15 protein-coding genes and 1 pseudogene are annotated in these 18,837 nt (G+C 62.6%); 7 read left to right on the forward strand and 9 right to left on the reverse strand.

Features of this window, described 5'->3' with window-relative positions:
• The first annotated feature begins 23 nt into the window (after nucleotides 1-23).
• Both P3C39_RS22940 and P3C39_RS22945 read left to right on the forward strand, forming a co-directional pair.
• Nucleotides 24-1,334, forward strand: coding sequence for a flavin monoamine oxidase family protein (locus P3C39_RS22940; RefSeq protein ID WP_275954319.1), 1,311 nt, complete (start codon nucleotides 24-26; stop codon nucleotides 1,332-1,334).
• Nucleotides 1,335-1,544: 210 nt separating this feature from the next.
• Nucleotides 1,545-1,955: a hypothetical protein gene (locus P3C39_RS22945; protein WP_275954318.1), complete on the forward strand. Its 411-nt coding sequence runs from the start codon at nucleotides 1,545-1,547 to the stop codon at nucleotides 1,953-1,955.
• A gap of 114 nt (nucleotides 1,956-2,069) precedes the next feature.
• Here P3C39_RS22945 and P3C39_RS22950 read toward each other — a convergent pair whose 3' ends face one another.
• Nucleotides 2,070-4,157: an ATP-binding protein gene (locus P3C39_RS22950; RefSeq protein ID WP_027163147.1), complete on the reverse strand. Its 2,088-nt coding sequence runs from the start codon at nucleotides 4,155-4,157 to the stop codon at nucleotides 2,070-2,072.
• Between the two features lie 67 nt (nucleotides 4,158-4,224).
• Nucleotides 4,225-4,998 (reverse strand): response regulator transcription factor, encoded by a 774-nt coding sequence (locus P3C39_RS22955; RefSeq protein WP_275954423.1) that lies wholly within the window; start codon nucleotides 4,996-4,998, stop codon nucleotides 4,225-4,227.
• 46 nt (nucleotides 4,999-5,044) lie between these two features.
• Here P3C39_RS22955 and P3C39_RS22960 point away from each other — a divergent pair, with 46 nt between their 5' ends.
• Nucleotides 5,045-5,746 carry a response regulator transcription factor gene (locus tag P3C39_RS22960; RefSeq protein ID WP_275954317.1) on the forward strand — a complete coding sequence of 234 codons (702 nt, stop codon included), beginning with the start codon at nucleotides 5,045-5,047 and terminating at the stop codon, nucleotides 5,744-5,746.
• A gap of 72 nt (nucleotides 5,747-5,818) precedes the next feature.
• On the opposite strand, the gene P3C39_RS22965 is transcribed toward P3C39_RS22960, so the two are convergent.
• Both P3C39_RS22965 and P3C39_RS22970 read right to left on the reverse strand, forming a co-directional pair.
• Entirely contained in the window at nucleotides 5,819-5,986 is a 168-nt protein-coding gene (locus P3C39_RS22965; RefSeq protein ID WP_013529303.1) for a hypothetical protein, read from the reverse strand.
• Between the two features lie 37 nt (nucleotides 5,987-6,023).
• The gene (locus tag P3C39_RS22970; protein WP_024503024.1) at nucleotides 6,024-6,356 is read right to left on the reverse strand and encodes a hypothetical protein; all 333 of its coding nucleotides are present in this window, start codon (nucleotides 6,354-6,356) and stop codon (nucleotides 6,024-6,026) included.
• Between the two features lie 353 nt (nucleotides 6,357-6,709).
• Between P3C39_RS22970 and P3C39_RS22975 the strand changes: the two genes are divergently transcribed.
• Complete coding sequence (locus P3C39_RS22975) at nucleotides 6,710-7,165, forward strand: L,D-transpeptidase (protein WP_013529305.1); 456 nt, start codon at nucleotides 6,710-6,712, stop codon at nucleotides 7,163-7,165.
• 199 nt (nucleotides 7,166-7,364) lie between these two features.
• On the opposite strand, the gene P3C39_RS22980 is transcribed toward P3C39_RS22975, so the two are convergent.
• Together P3C39_RS22980 and P3C39_RS22985 are read right to left on the reverse strand one after the other, a co-directional pair.
• Entirely contained in the window at nucleotides 7,365-10,448 is a 3,084-nt protein-coding gene (locus P3C39_RS22980) for an efflux RND transporter permease subunit (RefSeq protein WP_013529306.1), read from the reverse strand.
• Nucleotides 10,445-11,776: an efflux RND transporter periplasmic adaptor subunit gene (locus P3C39_RS22985; protein ID WP_027163144.1), complete on the reverse strand. Its 1,332-nt coding sequence runs from the start codon at nucleotides 11,774-11,776 to the stop codon at nucleotides 10,445-10,447. The genes P3C39_RS22980 and P3C39_RS22985 overlap by 4 nt, the downstream gene beginning before the upstream one ends.
• Before the next feature lie 145 nt (nucleotides 11,777-11,921).
• Between P3C39_RS22985 and P3C39_RS22990 the strand changes: the two genes are divergently transcribed.
• Both P3C39_RS22990 and P3C39_RS22995 read left to right on the forward strand, forming a co-directional pair.
• Nucleotides 11,922-12,455: a TetR/AcrR family transcriptional regulator gene (locus P3C39_RS22990; RefSeq protein WP_024503025.1), complete on the forward strand. Its 534-nt coding sequence runs from the start codon at nucleotides 11,922-11,924 to the stop codon at nucleotides 12,453-12,455.
• A 124-nt stretch (nucleotides 12,456-12,579) separates the two neighbouring features.
• The gene (locus P3C39_RS22995) at nucleotides 12,580-14,181 is read left to right on the forward strand and encodes an inorganic phosphate transporter (RefSeq protein ID WP_063170349.1); all 1,602 of its coding nucleotides are present in this window, start codon (nucleotides 12,580-12,582) and stop codon (nucleotides 14,179-14,181) included.
• Nucleotides 14,182-14,607: 426 nt separating this feature from the next.
• On the opposite strand, the pseudogene P3C39_RS23000 reads toward P3C39_RS22995, so the two are convergent.
• Nucleotides 14,608-15,766, reverse strand: a pseudogene (locus P3C39_RS23000) (patatin-like phospholipase family protein).
• Between the two features lie 47 nt (nucleotides 15,767-15,813).
• Nucleotides 15,814-16,560: an acetoacetate decarboxylase gene (locus P3C39_RS23005; protein WP_027163143.1), complete on the reverse strand. Its 747-nt coding sequence runs from the start codon at nucleotides 16,558-16,560 to the stop codon at nucleotides 15,814-15,816.
• Between the two features lie 223 nt (nucleotides 16,561-16,783).
• Here P3C39_RS23005 and P3C39_RS23010 point away from each other — a divergent pair, with 223 nt between their 5' ends.
• On the forward strand, nucleotides 16,784-17,572 hold the full coding sequence (locus tag P3C39_RS23010) for a 3-hydroxybutyrate dehydrogenase (protein ID WP_275954316.1): 789 nt from the start codon (nucleotides 16,784-16,786) through the stop codon (nucleotides 17,570-17,572).
• A gap of 36 nt (nucleotides 17,573-17,608) precedes the next feature.
• Here P3C39_RS23010 and P3C39_RS23015 read toward each other — a convergent pair whose 3' ends face one another.
• A complete protein-coding gene (locus tag P3C39_RS23015) occupies nucleotides 17,609-18,508 on the reverse strand; it encodes a hypothetical protein (protein WP_024503030.1) in 900 nt (299 codons plus the stop codon).
• Nucleotides 18,509-18,837 lie beyond the last annotated feature (329 nt).

Here is an 18,837-nt window from a genome sequence, read left to right on the forward strand (position 1 = left end):
TACGATTGGGTGGATAGCCGGCAATGCTGAAGACCTTCACGGATGAGGGCGGCGAATTCGAGCGAACCGATGTCGTCATCGTCGGTGCGGGTTTCACCGGCCTGTCGGCGGCGCTTGAGATGAAGAAGGCCGGCATCGATTTCATCCTGCTCGAAGCACGCGACCGCGTCGGCGGACGCGTCGAGTCCCGACTGAACGGACTTGGCGAACGCATCGATAGTGGCGGCCAGTTCCTGTGCGAGGACATGCCGGAATTGATGGCCATGGTCGAGGCGCGCGGCAAGACGATGGTTGAAACCTATGTCGATGGCGACTTCATCACCCAGCCGACGATGTCCGCACAACGAGCAGAGCGGACCTATCATGCCGCGATGGCGATCCGCGAGCGCATGAACGGGATCGATCCGGACGATGCCTCGATTGCCGAACAGACCGTCGCCGACTGGCTTGCCTGCCAGCACGATTCGGCCGATGCAAGGATGGCTTTCCGTTCGATGATCGAAGGTCTCTGGTGCATGGCGCTGGACCAGATTCCTCTCTGGTATTTGATCGGCAATGACCGGCGGGTCACCAACGAGGTGACGGAACTGCAATATTCTGTGCGCGAAACCATGCATTCGCTGGCCGACGATCTGGCCCGCGACCTTGGCGATCGGTTGCGGCTAAGCGAGCCGGTCACGCGCATCGAGCACAGTTCGCAAGGTGTTCTTGTCGTTTCGGCCGGGGGTGCCGTCGAGGCGCGCACGGTTCTGGTGGCCGTCCCGCCGGCGACGGTGACGGAGCTCGCCTTTGCCCCCGCTTTGCCGGCCGGACTGGGGCGGGCGCTCGGCGCCTGGGAAAGCGGCGCGGCTATCAAGATCCTGGTGCGCTATGCCAAACCGTTTTGGCGGGCGCGGGATTTGAGCGGCATGGTGATGTGGCTCGAGCCGCCGGGGCTGTTTGCCTGCGACGCCGGCAAGGATGCGGAGCATGCGGCGCTCGTGGTGTTCGCCGGCGGCTCGCTCGCGCTGCGTTGGCGCGACCTCGGCGAGGCGGAACTGCGTGCGGAGGTGACCGGCCGGCTGGAGGCAGCCCTTGGTCCGGACGCCGGTGACGTCATCGATTTCAGTTTGCGTGACTGGATAGGAGATCGCTGGAGCGGCGGCGCGTACAGCGATCTTATTGTCGATGTTACAGCGACAGACGCCGAGCGAACGATCCTTGCCGGCGCACCGCCGGTGTATCTCGCCTCTTCAGAACTCTCGCCATCGTTTCCGGGGTATGTCGAGGGCGCCATCATTGCCGGGCGCATCGCCGCGCACAAGATCATTGCCGAGCTTCAAGCTCCGGGCTGAGCCTGATCTTTTCGAAAAACTGTTTGGCAAGATCGGTCAAGTTGCGCCTCGAGCCCTGGCGCCATCGAAGCCATGCCCGATTTTGCCCGACTTCGCCCGAAATGCTGTTTCGAATTCGTTACAGTGCCAATCCTTCGCCACCCCATCACCGTTACAAAGCGCGGATAAGTTCATTTCACCGCCAAAAGAAACTCAGCGAAGGGGAAGGTAATGCATGCGAAAATCCAGACGATCCGCGGCGAGGGGCACCTTCAGGCTCCAGAGCGCAATGACCGCCGTCCGAAACTGGCGCTGCGCCAGCGGGCCAGCGACCACCCCATGGCGATGTTCATGGTGCTGGCTGCTTGCGCCTTCGTCGGCATGGCGTTCACGCCGACAATCGGGCCGGCCTTCGCTTCGTTGAATCCGCCGGCCAATCTCATCGACGGCGCGCAGACGACGACCAGGACCGCGCGTCTGCCGGTGCCGGTGACCGACTTCGCCTGCAAGGGCCAGGCCTGGGGTGCCGAGAGCATGGATTGCCTGCGCGCCATCGCCGAACAGTCCGGAACACACAAAAGCCGCGCGATCCGCATGATCGCCAATGCCGCGCCGTTGACCGGCACGCCGAATATTTTCTGATTTCCGTCGAAGCATGATCCCGAAAACCGTTCCCGTTTTGTGGACCATGCTCTGACCTCCCCGAGCGCCCTCCAGTGCGCTCCTTTTGGCTCCCGCCCCCGGGAGCCTCTTTTTTTATCCTTTCAAGGCCGCCTGTTCGGCGATGGCGGAGAGCACGCTGCGCACATCCAGCGTGCTGAACGGCTTTTCCAGAATCTGCGGTCGCTGGTGCGCCGGCAAGGCTTCGATTTCGGCTTTGGCACCGATCAGGTCTCCGGTGACCAGCACGAAACGTCGCGCCAAATCGGGCTTTTCGGCGAGCAGCTCACGATAGATCGATATGCCGCTGACGCCGGGCATGCGCAGGTCCGAAAAAACGATGTCCGGCGGCATATGGCCGCTCAAGGTGGCGGCGGCCGATTCCCAGACCGGCACGATCCGCGACTTGATGCCCATCAGTTCGAGGATGTCGGAGAGCGAGCCGGCGACATCCGGCTCGTCGTCGATGATCAAGGCATGGCGCAGGCCGCTCGATCGCGGCTGGTTGTCGCCGGCGGTGGCGAGGCCGGCCACGATGGCCGGCAGCTGGACGACGAAACGCGCGCCTCTCGGGAGCACTTCCTCGAACCAGACATTGCCATTGTGCCGCTCGATGATCGATTTCGAGATCGACAGGCCGATGCCGGTGCCGACGCCGACCGGCTTGGTGGTGAAATAGGATTCGAAGATGCGGCCGCGGATCGCTTCGGGCACGCCGGGCCCATTGTCCTCGACCGAAAAGCAGGGATGATCCCGGTCGCTGCGGAACGTCCGCACCTTGATCAGCCGGTCGCCGGCAATGCCAGCCAAAGCGTGCTGGCTGTTGATGAGGAAATTGGCCGCCACCTGCGTCACATGGTCGGCGTCGGCCATGGCCAGCAGCGGGCCTGCGGCGAAATCGGTGTCGATGATGATGCCGCTTGAGCGCGCGCCATAGGCGGTCACTTCAAGTGCCGCCCGGATCACCTGGTTGAGGTCGGTCTCGGCTTGTGCCGCGGGATGGAGGCGGACCATCGACAGGAAGCTCTTGACGATGCGGCCGCAGCGCTCTGCGGCCGCGCGGACCTTTTCGGCGCGCACCTTGGTTTGCGGATCGGAGGCGAATTCGTGCAGCAGCGTCGATTGCGCCACAACCACGGCCAGCGGGTTGTTGAGCTCGTGCGACACACCGGCCAGCAACGAACCCATGGCCGCCATCTTCTCGTTCTGGTGCAGCTTCTCGCGTTGCCGGCCGATTTCCTCCTCGGCGCGCAATTTGTCGCGCAGGTCGCGGATGGAGCCGAAGATCAGGCGGCGGTCGGCAACCCGCATCTCGGTGGCCGTCAGCTCGATCGGGAACACTTCGCCGGCGGCATTCTGGGTCACCGTCTCGAGCCGCTGGCCGACCATCGGCGCGCCGCGGCCGGACATGTATTCGGCTCCTGAGGCATAGCCCTTGCGGTAGTAGATCGGCACGATCGTATCGAGCAGGTCCTTGCCGAGGATGTCGCTGCGCTGGAAGCCGAACATCTTCTCGGCGGCCGGATTGAATTCGATGATCGAGCCGGTCTCGTCGATGACGACAATGGCGTCGAGCGAGGCCTGCAGCATGGTGCGGCGAATGACCTCGCTGGCGTGGGCGTCGGAGGGCGAGCGCTCTATGGCGTCGCCGATGGCCAGCGCGATGATGTGCAGCGTCGCCTCTTCCTCGTCGGTCCATGCACGCTCGTTGATGCAGTCATTGACCGCCAGCGTGCCCCAGAGATGGCCGTGCGCGAAGACCGAGACCGAGAGGAACGATTTGATGTTCTGCTTCTCGAAATCGGTCCTCAGGAAGCCTTCGAGGTCGCGCGTATGACCGGCGAAGATCTTGCCTTGCCTCTCGTCCTCGGCAAGCCGCTCCAGCAGCGGGTCGGAATTGACGATCGATTGCATGATGACGGTCGGTGATGCCAGTTCGCCGCCGAAAAGAGGGTCGATCCAATAGGCGGCGACGGATTGGGCGAAGCCCTGGCCGGGCAGTTCGCGCAAGCGAAACAGGATGCCGCGCTGGCAATCCATGGCCCGGCAGAGCGTTTCCAGTATGCCGTCCATCTCGCGCTGCCAGTCGCCGGCCTCGCGCAGCCGGCGAACGACGCGCACGGCCGCCATCGCCGCGCCCTGCCTGAACCCTTGCATATCGGTGCTTGCTGCTTCAGCGATCATCTTGTGCTGTCATTCCGGAGTCGCGCCAATTCGGCCGGCGAGCAACTACATCCTTCTGGCCCGGTGCTCAGTTGCCGTCGCCGGCCGGCAGCGAGAAGATATAGCCCTCGCCGCGCACCGTGCGCAGGAATTTCGGATTGGCGGGATCGGCCTCGATCTTTTTGCGCAGCCGCATGATGCGAATGTCGACCGCGCGTGACGATTCCGGATCTTCGGTGAAACCGATCGCCTCGGAGATAGCGGCGCGGGTCAGCAGCCGGTTGGCGCGGGTGAGGAAAATCTCCAGCACGTCGAACTCACTCTTGGCCATGTCGATCACCGCGCCATTGGCGCCGGTGACCAGCCTGCCGTCGAGATCGGCCTGGAAGGGGCCGAAGGCAACGGAACGGCGATCCGTCCCGGCCCTCTTGTCCTGGAGCTCCTTCGGCTGGGGGACCCGGCGCAACACGCTGCGCACCCTGGCCAGCACTTCGCGCAATTCGTAAGGCTTGACGATGTAGTCGTCGGCACCGAGTTCCAGCCCGACAATGCGGTCGAGCGCGGTGCCGGCCGCGGTCGCATAGATGATGCCGATCGGCAGTTTCGAACGCAGCCAGCGGCCAAGCGAGAGGCCGTCCTCGCCGGGCATGGCGATGTCGAGAATGGCAAGATGAAACGACTGCGTTTCAACGAGGCTGCGCGCGGCGGCCGCACTTTCAGCGGTGGCCACGTCATATCCGGCGGCGCCAAGGTATTCGGCGACAGCGTCCCTCAGGTCGGGCTCATCCTCGACGATGACAATTCTTGCCCGCACGATGCTTTCGCTCCCACTTTCAGTGGAAAGTAGATTGGGTATAAACATCATGTCCAGCACTCATATCGGGGTTGCCAGGGAACGGTTGGAAAACATGGCCGCACGATCCGTCATTGCGCTCCTTTCGGTAGCCGAAGTGGTCGCGACCGAACTCGCCGACCATCTTGAACGGCGCGGCCATGACGTGCATCAGGCACGCCAGCCCTGGGAAGCCGAATCGCTGCTGTCGGGAAAGGGCATCGACGTCGTCGTCGTCGGCGACAGCCTTAGCCAGGCGGAGGGGCGGGACCTGCTCAGACGTTATGGCGGCCAAGGAGGAGGCGGTGAGGGCGGACCGGATTTCATCCTGATCTGCCGCCCGGCCGATCTTGTCGACAAGGTGCTGGCGCTGGAGCTTGGTGCGGCCGACGTCGTCGAGAGCCCGCTCAATGTCCGTGAACTGGCCGCCCGTGTCGGCGGCCTGCTTTCGCGCCGCGGCAGGGGCACCCAGGAACTGATCGTGCTGGAGAACGCGACCGTCGATCTGAGATCGGCGATGGTCATGCATCGCTCCGGCACGGAGGAACAGCTTTCGCCCGGTCAGGTGGCGCTGCTCAGGCTGTTCCTGGCCAGTCCGCGCAAGGTTTTGACGCGCGACGACATCATCGCCGCGGCGCCTGCCGAAAACGCCGATGCCTTCGATCGCTCGATCGATTCGCGCATCGTGCGGCTGCGCCGCAAACTCGACACCGAAACCATCACCACCATACGCGGCGCCGGCTACCGGTTCGATCCGCCGCGGCAATTCGCGGACTGATTGCCGGGCACTGACGCAGTCTCTGGTTTCGGGCATCGGATTTTCCATCTCCGGCCCCGACGCTCTTGGCGCTCAGCGTACCAGCAGAAGCGATGGACCCACCGGCATGTCACTGCCCATGGTCAGCTCGCCAGCGTGGGCGCGGTCCCTGAGCAGCACGGTGGCAAGGCCGGCAAAGCCGAGCAGGCCCTGGGCGTAAAGCAGTGCGGAAAGCACCGAAGCGGCAAATTTCGTTTTCATCGTACCAATTCCCCAAAATGGTTTGTTGCGGGTCGCTTCAGGATACCCCCGAAGCGCCCGCGCCGCCCACGGAACCCCCCGTCTCGGCGCGGGCCTTCGGTCCTCTCGGCAGCAAGTTGCCGGAGGCGCCGCGCAAACCCGTCAGCCTAAGGCCGACCCGCCAGAGGGCCTTTAGCCGGGCGATGCGCAGGCTGGAAACAATCCAGACCGTGGCGAAAAACAGTGCGGCGTGCAGGGTCGAAATCTCGCCTGAAGTCATCGCGCCGAGGCTTGTCAGCGGGGTGCCGGCAACCGTGCCGACGCCGCCGATGACCGCTGCCGCGATGCTGATCCTGAAAAGCCAGGACAGCGCGTTCGATTTCGTTCCCATGTTCGTTACCGGCTGTTTTCGTTGCGTCAACTTTGCTTGCGGCCCGTATCCGGATCATGCCGCTTGAAACCTCGCTTTGTTGCAGTTTGGTTTCGAGATCTACGGCGGTCCTTTCGAATACTGCTAATTCGCACTTTCGTTTAGCGACGGATACCCATGTTCCTGACCTTGGTCTTGCTAGGGTCTCGCTGGCGGGCCACCGACGGCTCTAATGGGGTTGCCGTTTGTTAACCAGTGGAAACAGATTCGAAACACAAATGAGCATTTTGCGAAATCTCTCCGAAACATGACGTTGGGATAAGCAGCCATCGAATTGGAGCCGGCTGGACCGGCAGAGAGAGGGGATTTTCTTCATGCATACCGCCATTTCCGCCAAGCTCATCAACATCGCCGCCGCCGCTCTGACCGGTGCCGCACTGCTGTTCGGCTCGGGCGCCGCGCATGCCGCCAACAAGATCGTGGCCCGCGTTTCGCTTTCGCAGCAGATCATGGAAGTCTCCGTCGACGGCCGGCCGACCTTCGCCTGGAAAGTCTCCACCGGCGACCGGGCCCATGTGACGCCGACCGGCTCGTTCAAGCCGACCCGCATGCATGAAATGTGGTATTCGAAGAAATACGACAACGCCCCGATGCCGCACTCGGTCTTCTTCAGCGGCGGCTATGCGGTGCACGCGACCTATGCGATCAAGCGCCTCGGCCAGCCGGCTTCGCATGGCTGCGTGCGGCTGCACCCCGACAACGCCGCCGATTTCTACCAGCTCGTCGAAACCTTCGGGGCGACCAACACCAGCATCGTCATCGTCAAGTAGCAGGCTGGAAACGGTGGCGTGGCAGCATGCTGCCGCGCCTCAAAGCTCCCTCCGGAAAACGCTGCGGTATTGCGTACAGTTCAAACCGGCGGTATCGAGCCCAGCCAAAAAGAAAAGAGGCCGGGAATTTCCCGGCCTCTTTTCTTTTGTTTCCATCAATCTGCCCCGCGCATTTCTGGGCGGGACTCCCTCGACCGTCCTAGCTCGGCAGTGCCGGCATCAGCTTGGGGTCCGGCTTCTCCGCCAGATGAGGCAGGTCCTTGCTGGCGATGAAGGTGTAGAACATGGGCACGACGAAGAGCGTGAACATGGTGCCGACCAGGATGCCGGTGAAGATGACCAGGCCCATCGAATAGCGGGCCGCGGCACCAGCGCCGCTGGACGTGATCAGCGGCACAACGCCGAGCGCCATCGCCGCCGTCGTCATCAGGATCGGCCGCAGGCGCACCTTGGCCGAGGCGATGATGGCATCGCGCCGCCGCATGCCATGCTTTTCACGCTGCTGGTTGGCGAACTCGACCAGCAGGATGCCGTGCTTGGTTATCAGACCGATCAGTGTGATCAGGCCGACCTGCGTGTAGATGTTGAGCGTGCCGAGGCCCAGATTGAGCGGCACGATCGCGCCGAAGATCGACAACGGCACCGCCATCATGATGATCAGCGGATCACGGAAGCTTTCAAACTGCGCCGCCAGCACCAGATAGATGACGACAACTGCGGCCGCGAAAGCGATCAGGATGGTGTTGCCCTGTTCCTTTTCCTGTCGCGATTGACCGGAATAATCGATGAAGAACGTGTCGGGCAGGCTCTCCTTGGCGATGTCCTCCAGCGCCTTCAGCCCGTCGCCGGTGGTGACGCCGGGCAGCGGAAGCGCCGAAATCGTCGACGAATTCAGCTGGTTGAACTGCTCGATTGCCGCCGGCGCCGCATTGGTCGAAATCTTGACCACCGCCGATAGCGGCACCATCTCGCCGGTCACGCTGCGCACGAAGTATTCGCCGAGCTTGTCGGGGTCGTCGCGGAACTCCTGCGGCACCTGCGGGATGATGTCGTAGCTGTTGGAATCGCGGTCGAACTGCGCCACTTCGGCGCCGCCGACCAGCAAGGTCAGCGTGCGGCCGATATCGGCGATCGGCAGGTTCAGCGCGGCGGCGCGGTCGCGGTCGATGGTCACCGTCACCTCCGGTGCGTCATAGGCCATCGAATTCTGCACGACGATGAAGCGGCCGGAGGCCTGCGCCTTGTTCTTGATCTGCTCGGCCACCTCGTACACTTCCGAGGAAGCGCCGGTCGATCGCACCACCATGGAAATGGGCAGGCCGCCGCCGGAGCCCGGCAGCGTCGGCGGTGCGAAGACGAAGGCCTCGACACCGGCCACTTTGGCGATACGGGCCGTAATGTCAGCCTGCAGTTCCTTCGAATTGCGCTTGCGTTCCGCCCAGTCCTTGAAGGCATAGCCGACGAAGGCGCTGTTTGTCGTGCCGCCGAAGGCGACGGCCGAGAACTGCGCCCGTGTTTCGGGAATATCCTTCACCAGGCCGAGGATCTGGTTGACGTATGTCTCGGTGTAATCGGACGTCGCATAACGCGGCGCCGTCACAATCGAGAGCAGAAAGCCCTGGTCCTCTTCCGGCGCAAGTTCGCTCGAGGTCTTGGTGAACATGAAGCCGGTGACGCCGACAAGCGCAAGCACGATGATCAGCGTCAATGGGCGATAGTTCAGCGATCCGGTGACGGCGCGTTCATAGACATGCTCGACGCGCGCGAAGGTGCCGTCGACAATGCGCTGGAAACGGCCCGGCGTGCCGGACTTCAAGAGGCGTGCCGACATCATCGGGGTGATGGTGATGGCGATGACACCCGACAGCACCACCGAGCCGGCGAGCGTGACCGCGAATTCACGGAACAGCGCGCCGGTCAGGCCGCCGGTAAATGCCAGCGGTGCGAACACGGCGGCCAGCGTCATGGTCATGGCAACGATGGCTGATGCGATTTCGCGCATACCGCTGAACGCAGCCTGCATCGGCGACATGTGATCTTCTTCCATGTGACGGTGGATGTTCTCCACCACCACGATGGCGTCGTCGACGACCAGGCCGATCGCCAGCACCATGGCCAGCAGCGACAGAAGGTTGATCGAGTAGCCAACCGCGAACAAAAGGAAGCAGACGCCGATCAGCGACAACGGGATGGTGATGATCGGCATCATCACCGACCGGAAGGAGCCAAGGAACAGAAGGATGACGACGACGACGATGGCAACCGCCTCGCCGATGGTCTTGAACACCTCTTCAATCGAGGCGCTGATCTGCCCGGTCGCGTCGTAGACGACCTCGATCGTCATGCCTTTCGGCAGTGTCTCCTGAATCTGCGGCACCAGCTTGGTGAGCGCAGCCGCCGTGGTCAGCGGATTGGCCGCCGGCGTGGGGAAGATGGCGAGGAAGGTGCCTGGCTTACCGTTGAACGAGACCCTGGTGTCGGTGTTCTCGGCGGCGAGTTCGACGCGAGCCACGTCGCGCAACCGCACCACATTGCCGTCGGTCGAGCGCAGCGGCAGCTCGGCGAATGCCTCCGGCGTCTGCAATGTCGAGCGCACCGTGATCGAGGAGACGACATACTCGTTCTGGGTGTTGCCGGGCGCCGACAGGAAGTTGGAATTGTTGATCGCCGTCAGCAGTTCGGAGGCGGTCACGCCGCGCGCCGCAAGTTTGACCGGATCGATCCAGACGCGCATCGAGTATTCCTGGGCGCCGAAGATCTGCACGTCGGCGACGCCTTCGACCGTCGACATGCGCGGTCTGATGACGCGCTCGATATACTCCGTCAGCTGCTCCTTCGTCATGTTCGGATTCTGCATCGAGATGTACATCATCGCGAACTGCTGGCCGGTGCCCTTGACGATGACAGGGTCCTTCGACGCGTCCGGCAAAGTGCCGCGCACGCCCTGGACCTTGGACAGAACTTCGGTCAGCGCGACGTCGGGGTTCGAGCCGAGCTTCATCTGCACCGTCACGGTGCTGGAGGACGGGCGGCTGGACGAGGTGACGTAGTCGATGTTTTCGGTCGAGGCGACGGCGCGGGCGATCGGGGCGGAAATGAAGCCCTGGATCAGATCGGCGCTGGCGCCTGGATAGGCCGTGGTGATCGTGATGGCCGTTTCATCGACCTTCGGATACTGCCGGATCGACAGGTTGAAGATGCCCTGGAAACCCAGGAGCAGGATCATGCAAGCAAGGACCGTCGAAAGAACAGGCCGGCGAATGAAGAGATCTGAAAAGCTCATTGCTGGCCGGCCTGCTTGTTCGCCGATTTGGTCGGGTCGATGGTGTTGTCCACAACGACGGACATGCCGTTGAAGAGGCGGTTCTGACCGGCGGTGACGACCTCGTCGCCGGCCTTCAGCCCCTCGACGATCTCGACCATGCCTTGATTGCGGCGGCCGGGCTTGACGAACACCTGCGACAGCACGAGCGCGGGCTTGTCACCTTCCGCCGCCGGCTTGGCCCCATCGGCAGCCTTATCAGTTGGCTTTGCCGCATCGGCGGCAGGCTTGGCTGCATCAGCCGCCGGCTTCATGGCATCGGCCGGCTGGGTGTCCGCAGGCTTGGCGTCAGCCGATTTGTCGGCTGCCGGCGCAGCGGGTTTTTCCTCCGGCTTGGCAGCTGGCGCTGTCTCGGCGGGCTTGGCTGGCTGCACCACGAAGATGTAGTCGCCATAGAGACTTGTCGTCAGCGCCGTCTGCGGCAGGGTCAGCACGTTCTGCTCTTCGGGCAGCTCGACACGCACCTGCACGAACTGGCCGGGGGTCAGCTTGCCATCGGGATTGGCGACTTCCGCCCGGATGTTCACCAGCCGGCTGGACGAGTCGATCTTCGGGTCTATGCCACGAATGGCGCCTGCGAATGGCCTGTCCTCGCCGCCAAAGCCCAATCGAATCGTCTGGCCGATCTTGAGCAAGGCGAGTTGCTGTTCGGGAACCGTGAAATCGACCCGCATCGTGTCGAGGTCCTGCAATGTCACCACGGCGGTGCCGGGCGCCAGATACTGGCCGACATCGATCTTCGGGATACCCACCGTGCCGCCGAAAGGCGCCGTCAGCTGCTTCTGGTCGAGCACGGCCTGCAGCTTGGTGACTTGGGATGCCGAGGCCGAGGCCGCCGCACGCGCCGTGTCCAGCGTCGAGTCGGAGCCAACGCCACGCCTGGTCAGTTCGATGGCGCGGGCAAGTGAGGTCTGGTCTAGCGCGGCTTGCGCCTTCTGTGCATCGAGGTCGGCGCGCTCGACGGCGTCATCGAGTTGCAGCAGAACCGCATTGTCCGCCACCTTCTGGTTGGCATGGAAAAGGATGTCCTTGACGATACCGGTAGTCTCGACCGTCAGGTCGACACCGCGCACCGCCTTGACCGTGCCGATCGCCTCGACGCCTGGCGTCCAGGCCGAAGGCTTGGCGATGGTCGTCGAAACGGTTGCCGCCGGCGGCTTCATCGATGCGAAGTACTGCTTGATGCCGTTGTCGCGCAGGAAGTTGAAGCCGACGATGCCGCCGACCACGACGACGAGCAGGGCCAGAACCAGAACAATGATAAAGATACGGAGTATGCGCTTGAACAAGGAAGTCCCCTCAGTCGAAATCCGGCGCGAAGCGCGGATATCGGGACACATACCGACTGCGGGTCCCGATTTCAAATAATGGCGGTCTTCCTGTACCGTCTGGACGGTCTTGTCAATTGGGCCTAAGCTTGCGATGGGAGGCACCATGAGAGCCCAAAGACCGAATTCGCGCGAGAAGATTCTCGCCGCGGCGGCTGATGTTGCCCGGGAATCCGGACCAGGCAGCCTGTCGCTGGATGCCGTCGCCAGCCGTGCCGGCGTGTCGAAGGGAGGGCTCCTCTACAATTTCCCGACCAAGGCCAAATTGATGCAAGGTTTGGTCGAAGGCTATCTGCGCGAGTTCGAGCACGCGCTGGAAGCCGCCAGCACAAATGACAAGGACGAAAATCCCCTGGCCGTCTACATCAGGCTGTCGGCCAATGATTGCGAGGAAAAGCAGCCGTCGGCGTCCTGGATCTTCTCGGCCATCGCCGAGGATCCCGATTTTATGATGCCGATAAAGACCTTCAAGCGGCAGCTTTTCGAGCGGCTGAAGGGCGAGACGCCGGATCTCAAATCGCTGTTGATCTGCTATCTCGCCATCGAGGGATTGCGCAGCATGAACCTCTTCGATTCGGATGTCCTGTCGAAAGACGAGCGCCAGTTGTTGGTATCGTCCCTGCTCGAGATTGCCAAATAGGCGCCGCCCACCCGCTTTTCGGCGGGCCTGTTCGTGAACGCGGCGTTCGCCGGCGTCACACAGGGTTCATCGTGCGGACATAGCGTCTTCCCAGTTCTTTGCTGCAATGCATCTGGAGTGGGACATGGTGGACATAGTTTCTAGCGAGGCGGGCATTCCGAGACCGGATCATCCGCTGGATCAATCGGGCAGCGCGAAGTGGTTCCTGCCGGCCTTCGGCGTGCTGGTGCTCGTCGGCATCGCCTATGTCGGCTACGCGCTCAGCCAGGATCTTGCGGTGGCCAAGACCGTGCCGTGGATCCTGCTTGGCATCGCCTTGCTGATCGCGCTCGGCTTCGAGTTCGTCAACGGCTTCCATGACACCGCCAATGCGGTGGCGACGGTCATCTACACGCGCTCGATGCCGGCCGAATTCGCCGTCATGTGGTCGGGCGCCTTCAATTTCCTCGGGGTTCTCACCTCCAGCGGCGCGGTCGCCTTCGGCATCCTGTCGCTGCTGCCGGTCGAGTTGATCCTGCAGGTCGGCTCGTCCTCGGGCTTCGCCATGGTGTTCGCGCTGCTTGTGGCGGCGATCCTGTGGAATCTCGGCACCTGGTTCCTCGGACTGCCGGCGTCGAGCTCGCACACGATGGTCGGTTCGATCATCGGCGTCGGCCTTGCCAACCAGTTCATGGCGCCCGCCGGCAGCGCCACCAGCGGCGTCGACTGGTCGCAGGCGACCAATGTCGGCGTCACCCTGCTGGTGTCGCCGATCATCGGCTTCTTCGCCGCGGCGATCCTGCTCTATGTAATGAAGCTGCTGGTGCGCAATCCGGCGCTCTACGAGGCGCCGAAGGGCAACACGCCGCCGCCATGGTGGATCCGTGGCCTGCTCATCTTCACCTGCACCGGCGTCAGCTTTGCGCACGGCTCCAATGACGGACAGAAGGGCATGGGCCTGATCATGCTGATCCTGATCGGCGTCGTGCCGACGGCGTATGCGCTGAACCGCACCCCCGACATCAACTATCTCGAAGCCTACAAGTCTGCTTCGGTCAGCGTCGAAACGGCGCTGGGCAAATATGCCAAGCCCGGCGTCACCGTCGCCGATGCCAAGGCCGCCGTCCAGGATGCCGTGCGCACCAGGACATGGAGCGACCAGACGACGGTTGCGCTGCAGACCTACATCCACAACACGACGGCTGGCCTGCAGCCCTATGCCTCGGTCGAGACGGTGCCGACCGATCTGGTCAGCAACGCCCGCAACGACATCTATTTGATCGGCGAAGCGCTCAAGCTGATCGACAAGAAGCAGCTGCTGCCGATGGAGGCGGCCGATCTGAAAGCGGTCACCGACTATCACAAGGCCGTCGACAACGCGACGAAGTTCATCCCGATCTGGGTGAAGGTCGCCGTCGCGCTGGCGCTCGGCCTCGGCACCATGGTCGGCTGGAAACGCATCGTCGTCACGGTCGGCGAGAAGATCGGCAAGAGCCATCTGACCTACGGCCAGGGTGCGGCGGCCGAACTCGTGGCGATGGTGACCATCGGCATGGCCGATCGGCTGGGACTGCCGGTGTCGACGACTCATGTCCTGTCGTCGGGCGTTGCCGGAACGATGGCGGCGAACGGTTCGGGGCTGCAATGGGCGACGGTGCGCAATCTGCTGCTTGCCTGGGTGCTGACGCTGCCGTGCTCGATCACGCTGGCCTTCGTGCTGTTCATCATCTTCCGCCAGGTGTTCTGAGCCGAGCGTAAGCTTCCGAACAAAAGGCAGCGCCGGGTGACCGGCGCTGCCTTTTTTCTTTAAGTGAGCACTGCGTTCAAGGGGTGAAGACGTATTCGTTTCTGTTGACGTGGAACATGCCTAGGAAATTGCCGAAACGCCTTTCGCTTCGTCATCCTGTGGCGGAGCAGGGAGCGAAGCGACGCGGCGCAGACCATAGGATCCATGCCGCGACTCCTGAGCGTTGCCGCGGTGCAGAATTCTGCTCCGCTGCACTCCGTGGCAAAGGTCACGGCATGGATCCCAGGGTCTCCGCGACGGAGCTTCGCTCCTGCTTCGCCCAAGGATGACGAAGTTTGGAGGCGTCGGCCAATCTCGAGCGTTGGCGATGGCCGTTCAAACGAATCCTGGCCAACAACGCTGAACCGTTGGGCATAACCGGCCTGGCTACGTCGGGTCTTCGCGATGCAGGTCATGGATGGCCACACCGTCGACATTGGTCGGCATCGTCAGCCACTCACGATGGCGCAAGGTGCGCTGCGTGTCCTCCAACCCTGTCTCCCAATGCTCGCGCATCGAGGTGCCTGAGAACTCATAGTCCTTGGCGTGACCCTCATAGCCCTTGTGCTGATAGATCAGGTGCACGATGTTGACGGTGCCGGCGTCCGAATAGTCCTCGATCAGCGCTTCCTCGGCCGGCGTCCGCAACTCCTTCGGCACCCGTTTCAGTGCATCGAGCAGGCGCATCTTGAGACCGTGGATGCGTTTGACTGTCAGTGTTTTGCCGTGTGCGGCTCGAATACATGATGTCCTTGTGGCGCGACAGCACGTCCGGCATGCTGCGCGGCAGGACGCCTCGCGCGCTGAACAGGTCGACCTGGAAAACCAGCGAGGAACGGTCCTCTTCCTGGTCGAGCAGATATTGCAGCGGCGTGTTGGAGACGATGCCCCCGTCCCAGTAATATTCGCCTTCGATGCGGATCGACGGGAACGCCGGCGGCAGCGCGCCGCTGGCCATGATGTGCTTCGGTTCGATGCGGACCTTGTCGGTGTCGAAATAGACGAAGTTGCCGGTCCGGACGTTGACCGCGCCGACGCTCAACCGCTTCTTGCCGTCGTTGAGGATGTCGAAGTCGATCAGGCTTTGCAGCGTCTCCTTCAGCTCGGCCGTGTCGTAGAAGCTGGTGGCGCCCTCGGCGCCGGGCTGCTCCATCCAGGGGTTAGGATTGCGCGGCTTGAAGAAGCCCGGCTGCCCCATGACCATGGTCATCCACGAACTGGTGCGATTGCGGATATCACGGTAGATGTCGCCTTCCGGCGTATAGGCCCAGATCTTGCGACCCGAAATCGTCTGCCAGAATTGCTCGAGGCGCTGCAGCCGGCGGCTCGATTCATTGCCGGCGATGATCGCCGCATTGATGGCGCCGATCGACACGCCGGAAAGCCAGCTCGGCTCGCAGCCGGCCTCTGCCAATGCCTGGTACACCCCAGCCTGGTAGGCGCCGAGCGCGCCGCCTCCCTGAAACACCAGCGCGACGCGGTCATACTGCGCCGAGATCTCCGCGATGGTGGCAGTGGCCTCCTTGTTGCGATTGCGTTCGAGCACGGCTTTGGTCTCCGACTTCTGTTTGGGCTCTGAAAGGCTTGTGCAGCTCAGGTGCGGTCGGCGAGATAATCGTGAACCACTTCGCCCAGCCCAAGGGTCAGATCGGCGGTGAAGTGGACGGCGGATACGATGTCGAGCACCGGCAGCCGCGCCACGTCGGCCATGACATGCGGCCGCAAATCGAGCGCGGCGGGCGCGGTCCAGGCTTCCTTCAGCGTGATGTCGGTGAGGTGGTAGCGGACCAGTTCGCAGATGCGCGGCGTGCCGTCGACATGCGGGACGATCTTGATCAGGAAATTGGGCGCGGCCAGCGAAGCGAGGACAGAGCCGTGATCGGCTTCCTTGTGCTTGTAGCCCATCGTGCCGGTGGCGCACAGAACGCTGCCATAGTGCAGCGTGCCGACGATGACCTCGCCTTCATGCACGATCTTGGGGTTGGCGAGCTTCTTGGGAAAACCCCACAGTTCGCGGCCGCCGGCGATCGGCGCGTCGTCGTCGAGATACATCGAATGGACGTAGGCGCCGTGCTGGCCCTTGTAGCGCACCGGGATGACCTGGCCGGTCTCGGTGTAGTCGCCGAAACCGGTCGAGTCAGGCATGCGGATGAATTCGTATTTGACCAGCGGCTCGTCGATCTCCAGCGGCTCCGGCACGACAGCCTCTAGCGCCTCGCGCGTCGTGCGGTAGGTGATGATGACGTATTCGCGGTTGAAGAAACGGTACGGCCCGGGCGGAAAGGAGGGGTTGGTCAGCGGCATCGCATAGGCGCGCTTCACGACATCGGCGATCTGCAAGGCTGTAGCCCCATTTTGGTTCAGGAATGACTGCGCGAATGCGCTCCGGATTATGTTGCACGGCACCATGACAGTGCCGTGTCAGCCGCCTGACAGCCGCCCAAGGGGCCTGTCGACGGCCGTCTCAACCCTGTAATCGCACCGACATATGGCTATGGCACTGTCATGGTGCGGCGCACAAAGGCGGCCCCGTTCGTTCCCTCCCACCTCTTGCGAGATCATCATGGGTTTCCTGTCTTCGAAGAACGCCCTCGTCACCGGCTCGACCAGCGGCATCGGCCTGGCCATCGCCCGCGCCTTTGCCGCCGAAGGCGCCAATGTCACCATCAACGGCCTTGGCGATGCGGCTGCCATCGAGCAGGAGCGCACCGGCATCGAGAGGGATTTCGGCGTCAAGTGCCGCTATTCCGGTGCCAACATGATGGATGGCGCGGCGGTCAGCGCCATGGTGCGTGAGGCCGAGGCTGCCTTCGGCAGTCTCGATATCCTGGTCAACAATGCCGGCATCCAGCATGTCGCGCCGATCGAGGAGTTTCCCGATGACAAGTGGGAAGCCATCATCCGCATCAATCTGCTCGCCGCGTTCTACGCCATCAAGGCGGCACTGCCGTGCATGAAGGCGCGCAAATGGGGCCGTATCATCAACACCGCCTCGGCGCATGCGCTGGTCGCCTCGCCGTTCAAGTCGGCCTATGTGTCGGCCAAGCACGGCATTGCGGGCCTCACCAAGACGGTAGCGCTGGAAGCAGCGCTCGACGGCGTCACCGTCAATGCGATCGCGCCGGGCTATGTCTGGACGCCGCTGGTCGAAAGGCAGATTCCCGACACGATGAAGGCGCGCGGCATGACCGAGGAACAGGTCAAGCACGATGTGCTGCTCGCCGCCCAGCCGACCAAGGAATTCGTCACCGTTGACGAGCTCGCCGCGCTGACGCTGTTCCTGTGTTCGGACGCGGCCAGGCAGGTCACCGGCACCACCTTGCCGATGGACGGCGGCTGGACGGCACAGTAGCCGGCTATAGGCTGAGAGAGGCTATAATGAGCTTGGTCAAAGTTCTTTGACGAGGCGGTTCTGATCGCCGTGCAGATAGGTGTCCCAAACATAGTTGGAGATCAGCCGCCGGTATTGCTGGGTGTTAATCGACTTCCGGTAACCAGCGCCGCCGATATGCAAAAAGGCGCTGCCCAACATCTGATGACCGGAGTCGGCCTCGCCGAGGTTCAGATGAGCCGTAGTGGCCGGCACATCCACGACATCGTTTTCGCCGAGCAGGCGATAGAGCCCAGCCCAATTGCCTCCGCCGGTGTCCATCCCGTGGATGAAGCGGGGGTGAAAGTCCATGTTCACGTTCTCCAGGGCGCTAAAGCGAAAGAAGCAGAACCCTGCCCACAAGAACCACGCTTGGTGATCCGAAGTTGACCGGCGCTTTGAGCCATAGACGACTTTTCCTTCCATCGCCGCGGGAATGTCCACGGGGATGATCGGAAAGCAGTCGTGATCCAGAAAGCCGAACAGCTCCGGCTGCATCGGCCGGATGATATTGTGGAAGATCCAGTTCATGGATGTTCCGTGCGACCGGTTAGGATGACGCTCCCAGTTTCGGGGCAAGCTGAAGTAGGCGACGCCTCGCGCTCGACAGATTTCCTCGATACGGGTGCGAGCCGATTGCTTTGAAGAGTTGTCGACAACGACCAGCGTCATTCCGGACGAATACAGCTCCCAGGAGCGCGCCATCGCGTCGATGACCCAAGGGGTATTGAAGGCAATGACAAAACAAAATCTCCGGCCACCGGTTCGCCGCACTTCGTCGGCGAATTTCAGGCCTTCCGCAACACCGCGTCCACGGAAGTTGCGTTCAATCAAGGCGTTTCGCAATGCCTTGGCTGCTCTGACAGTCCGGTTCTGGTTCAGCAGATCGATAAGGACCCTTCTCGGGTTCCAGCTCATACAATTCCCCCAGGCTCTAAATGAGCTGTGGCTTTATTAGGCTGAAGCCTGCTTTCTCACAAGTCAGGTGTGGAGGCGGCGCGTGCTCGAGCTCCGTAGGGCTCTCCACACTGGAGATGGCCGCCGTGATGGCGATCGTTACGGCGATGGACCGGTCTTCTCGTTCCGTGCGTCAGGAAACTCGTCGCCGCGCCTGCCTGTCGACATGCACTCCGATATGCAGCCGCCATTGCCTGGGGTCACCGCGCCTCCGCGAAGGCGTGCCAAAAGGACATCGATTTTGGACATTAGTCTTGACAGAAATACAGATGTTCAATACGCGTCAGGCA

It is taken from the genome of Mesorhizobium sp. XAP4, assembly GCF_029269325.1.
Taxonomy (GTDB): Bacteria; Pseudomonadota; Alphaproteobacteria; order Rhizobiales; family Rhizobiaceae; genus Mesorhizobium; species Mesorhizobium ciceri.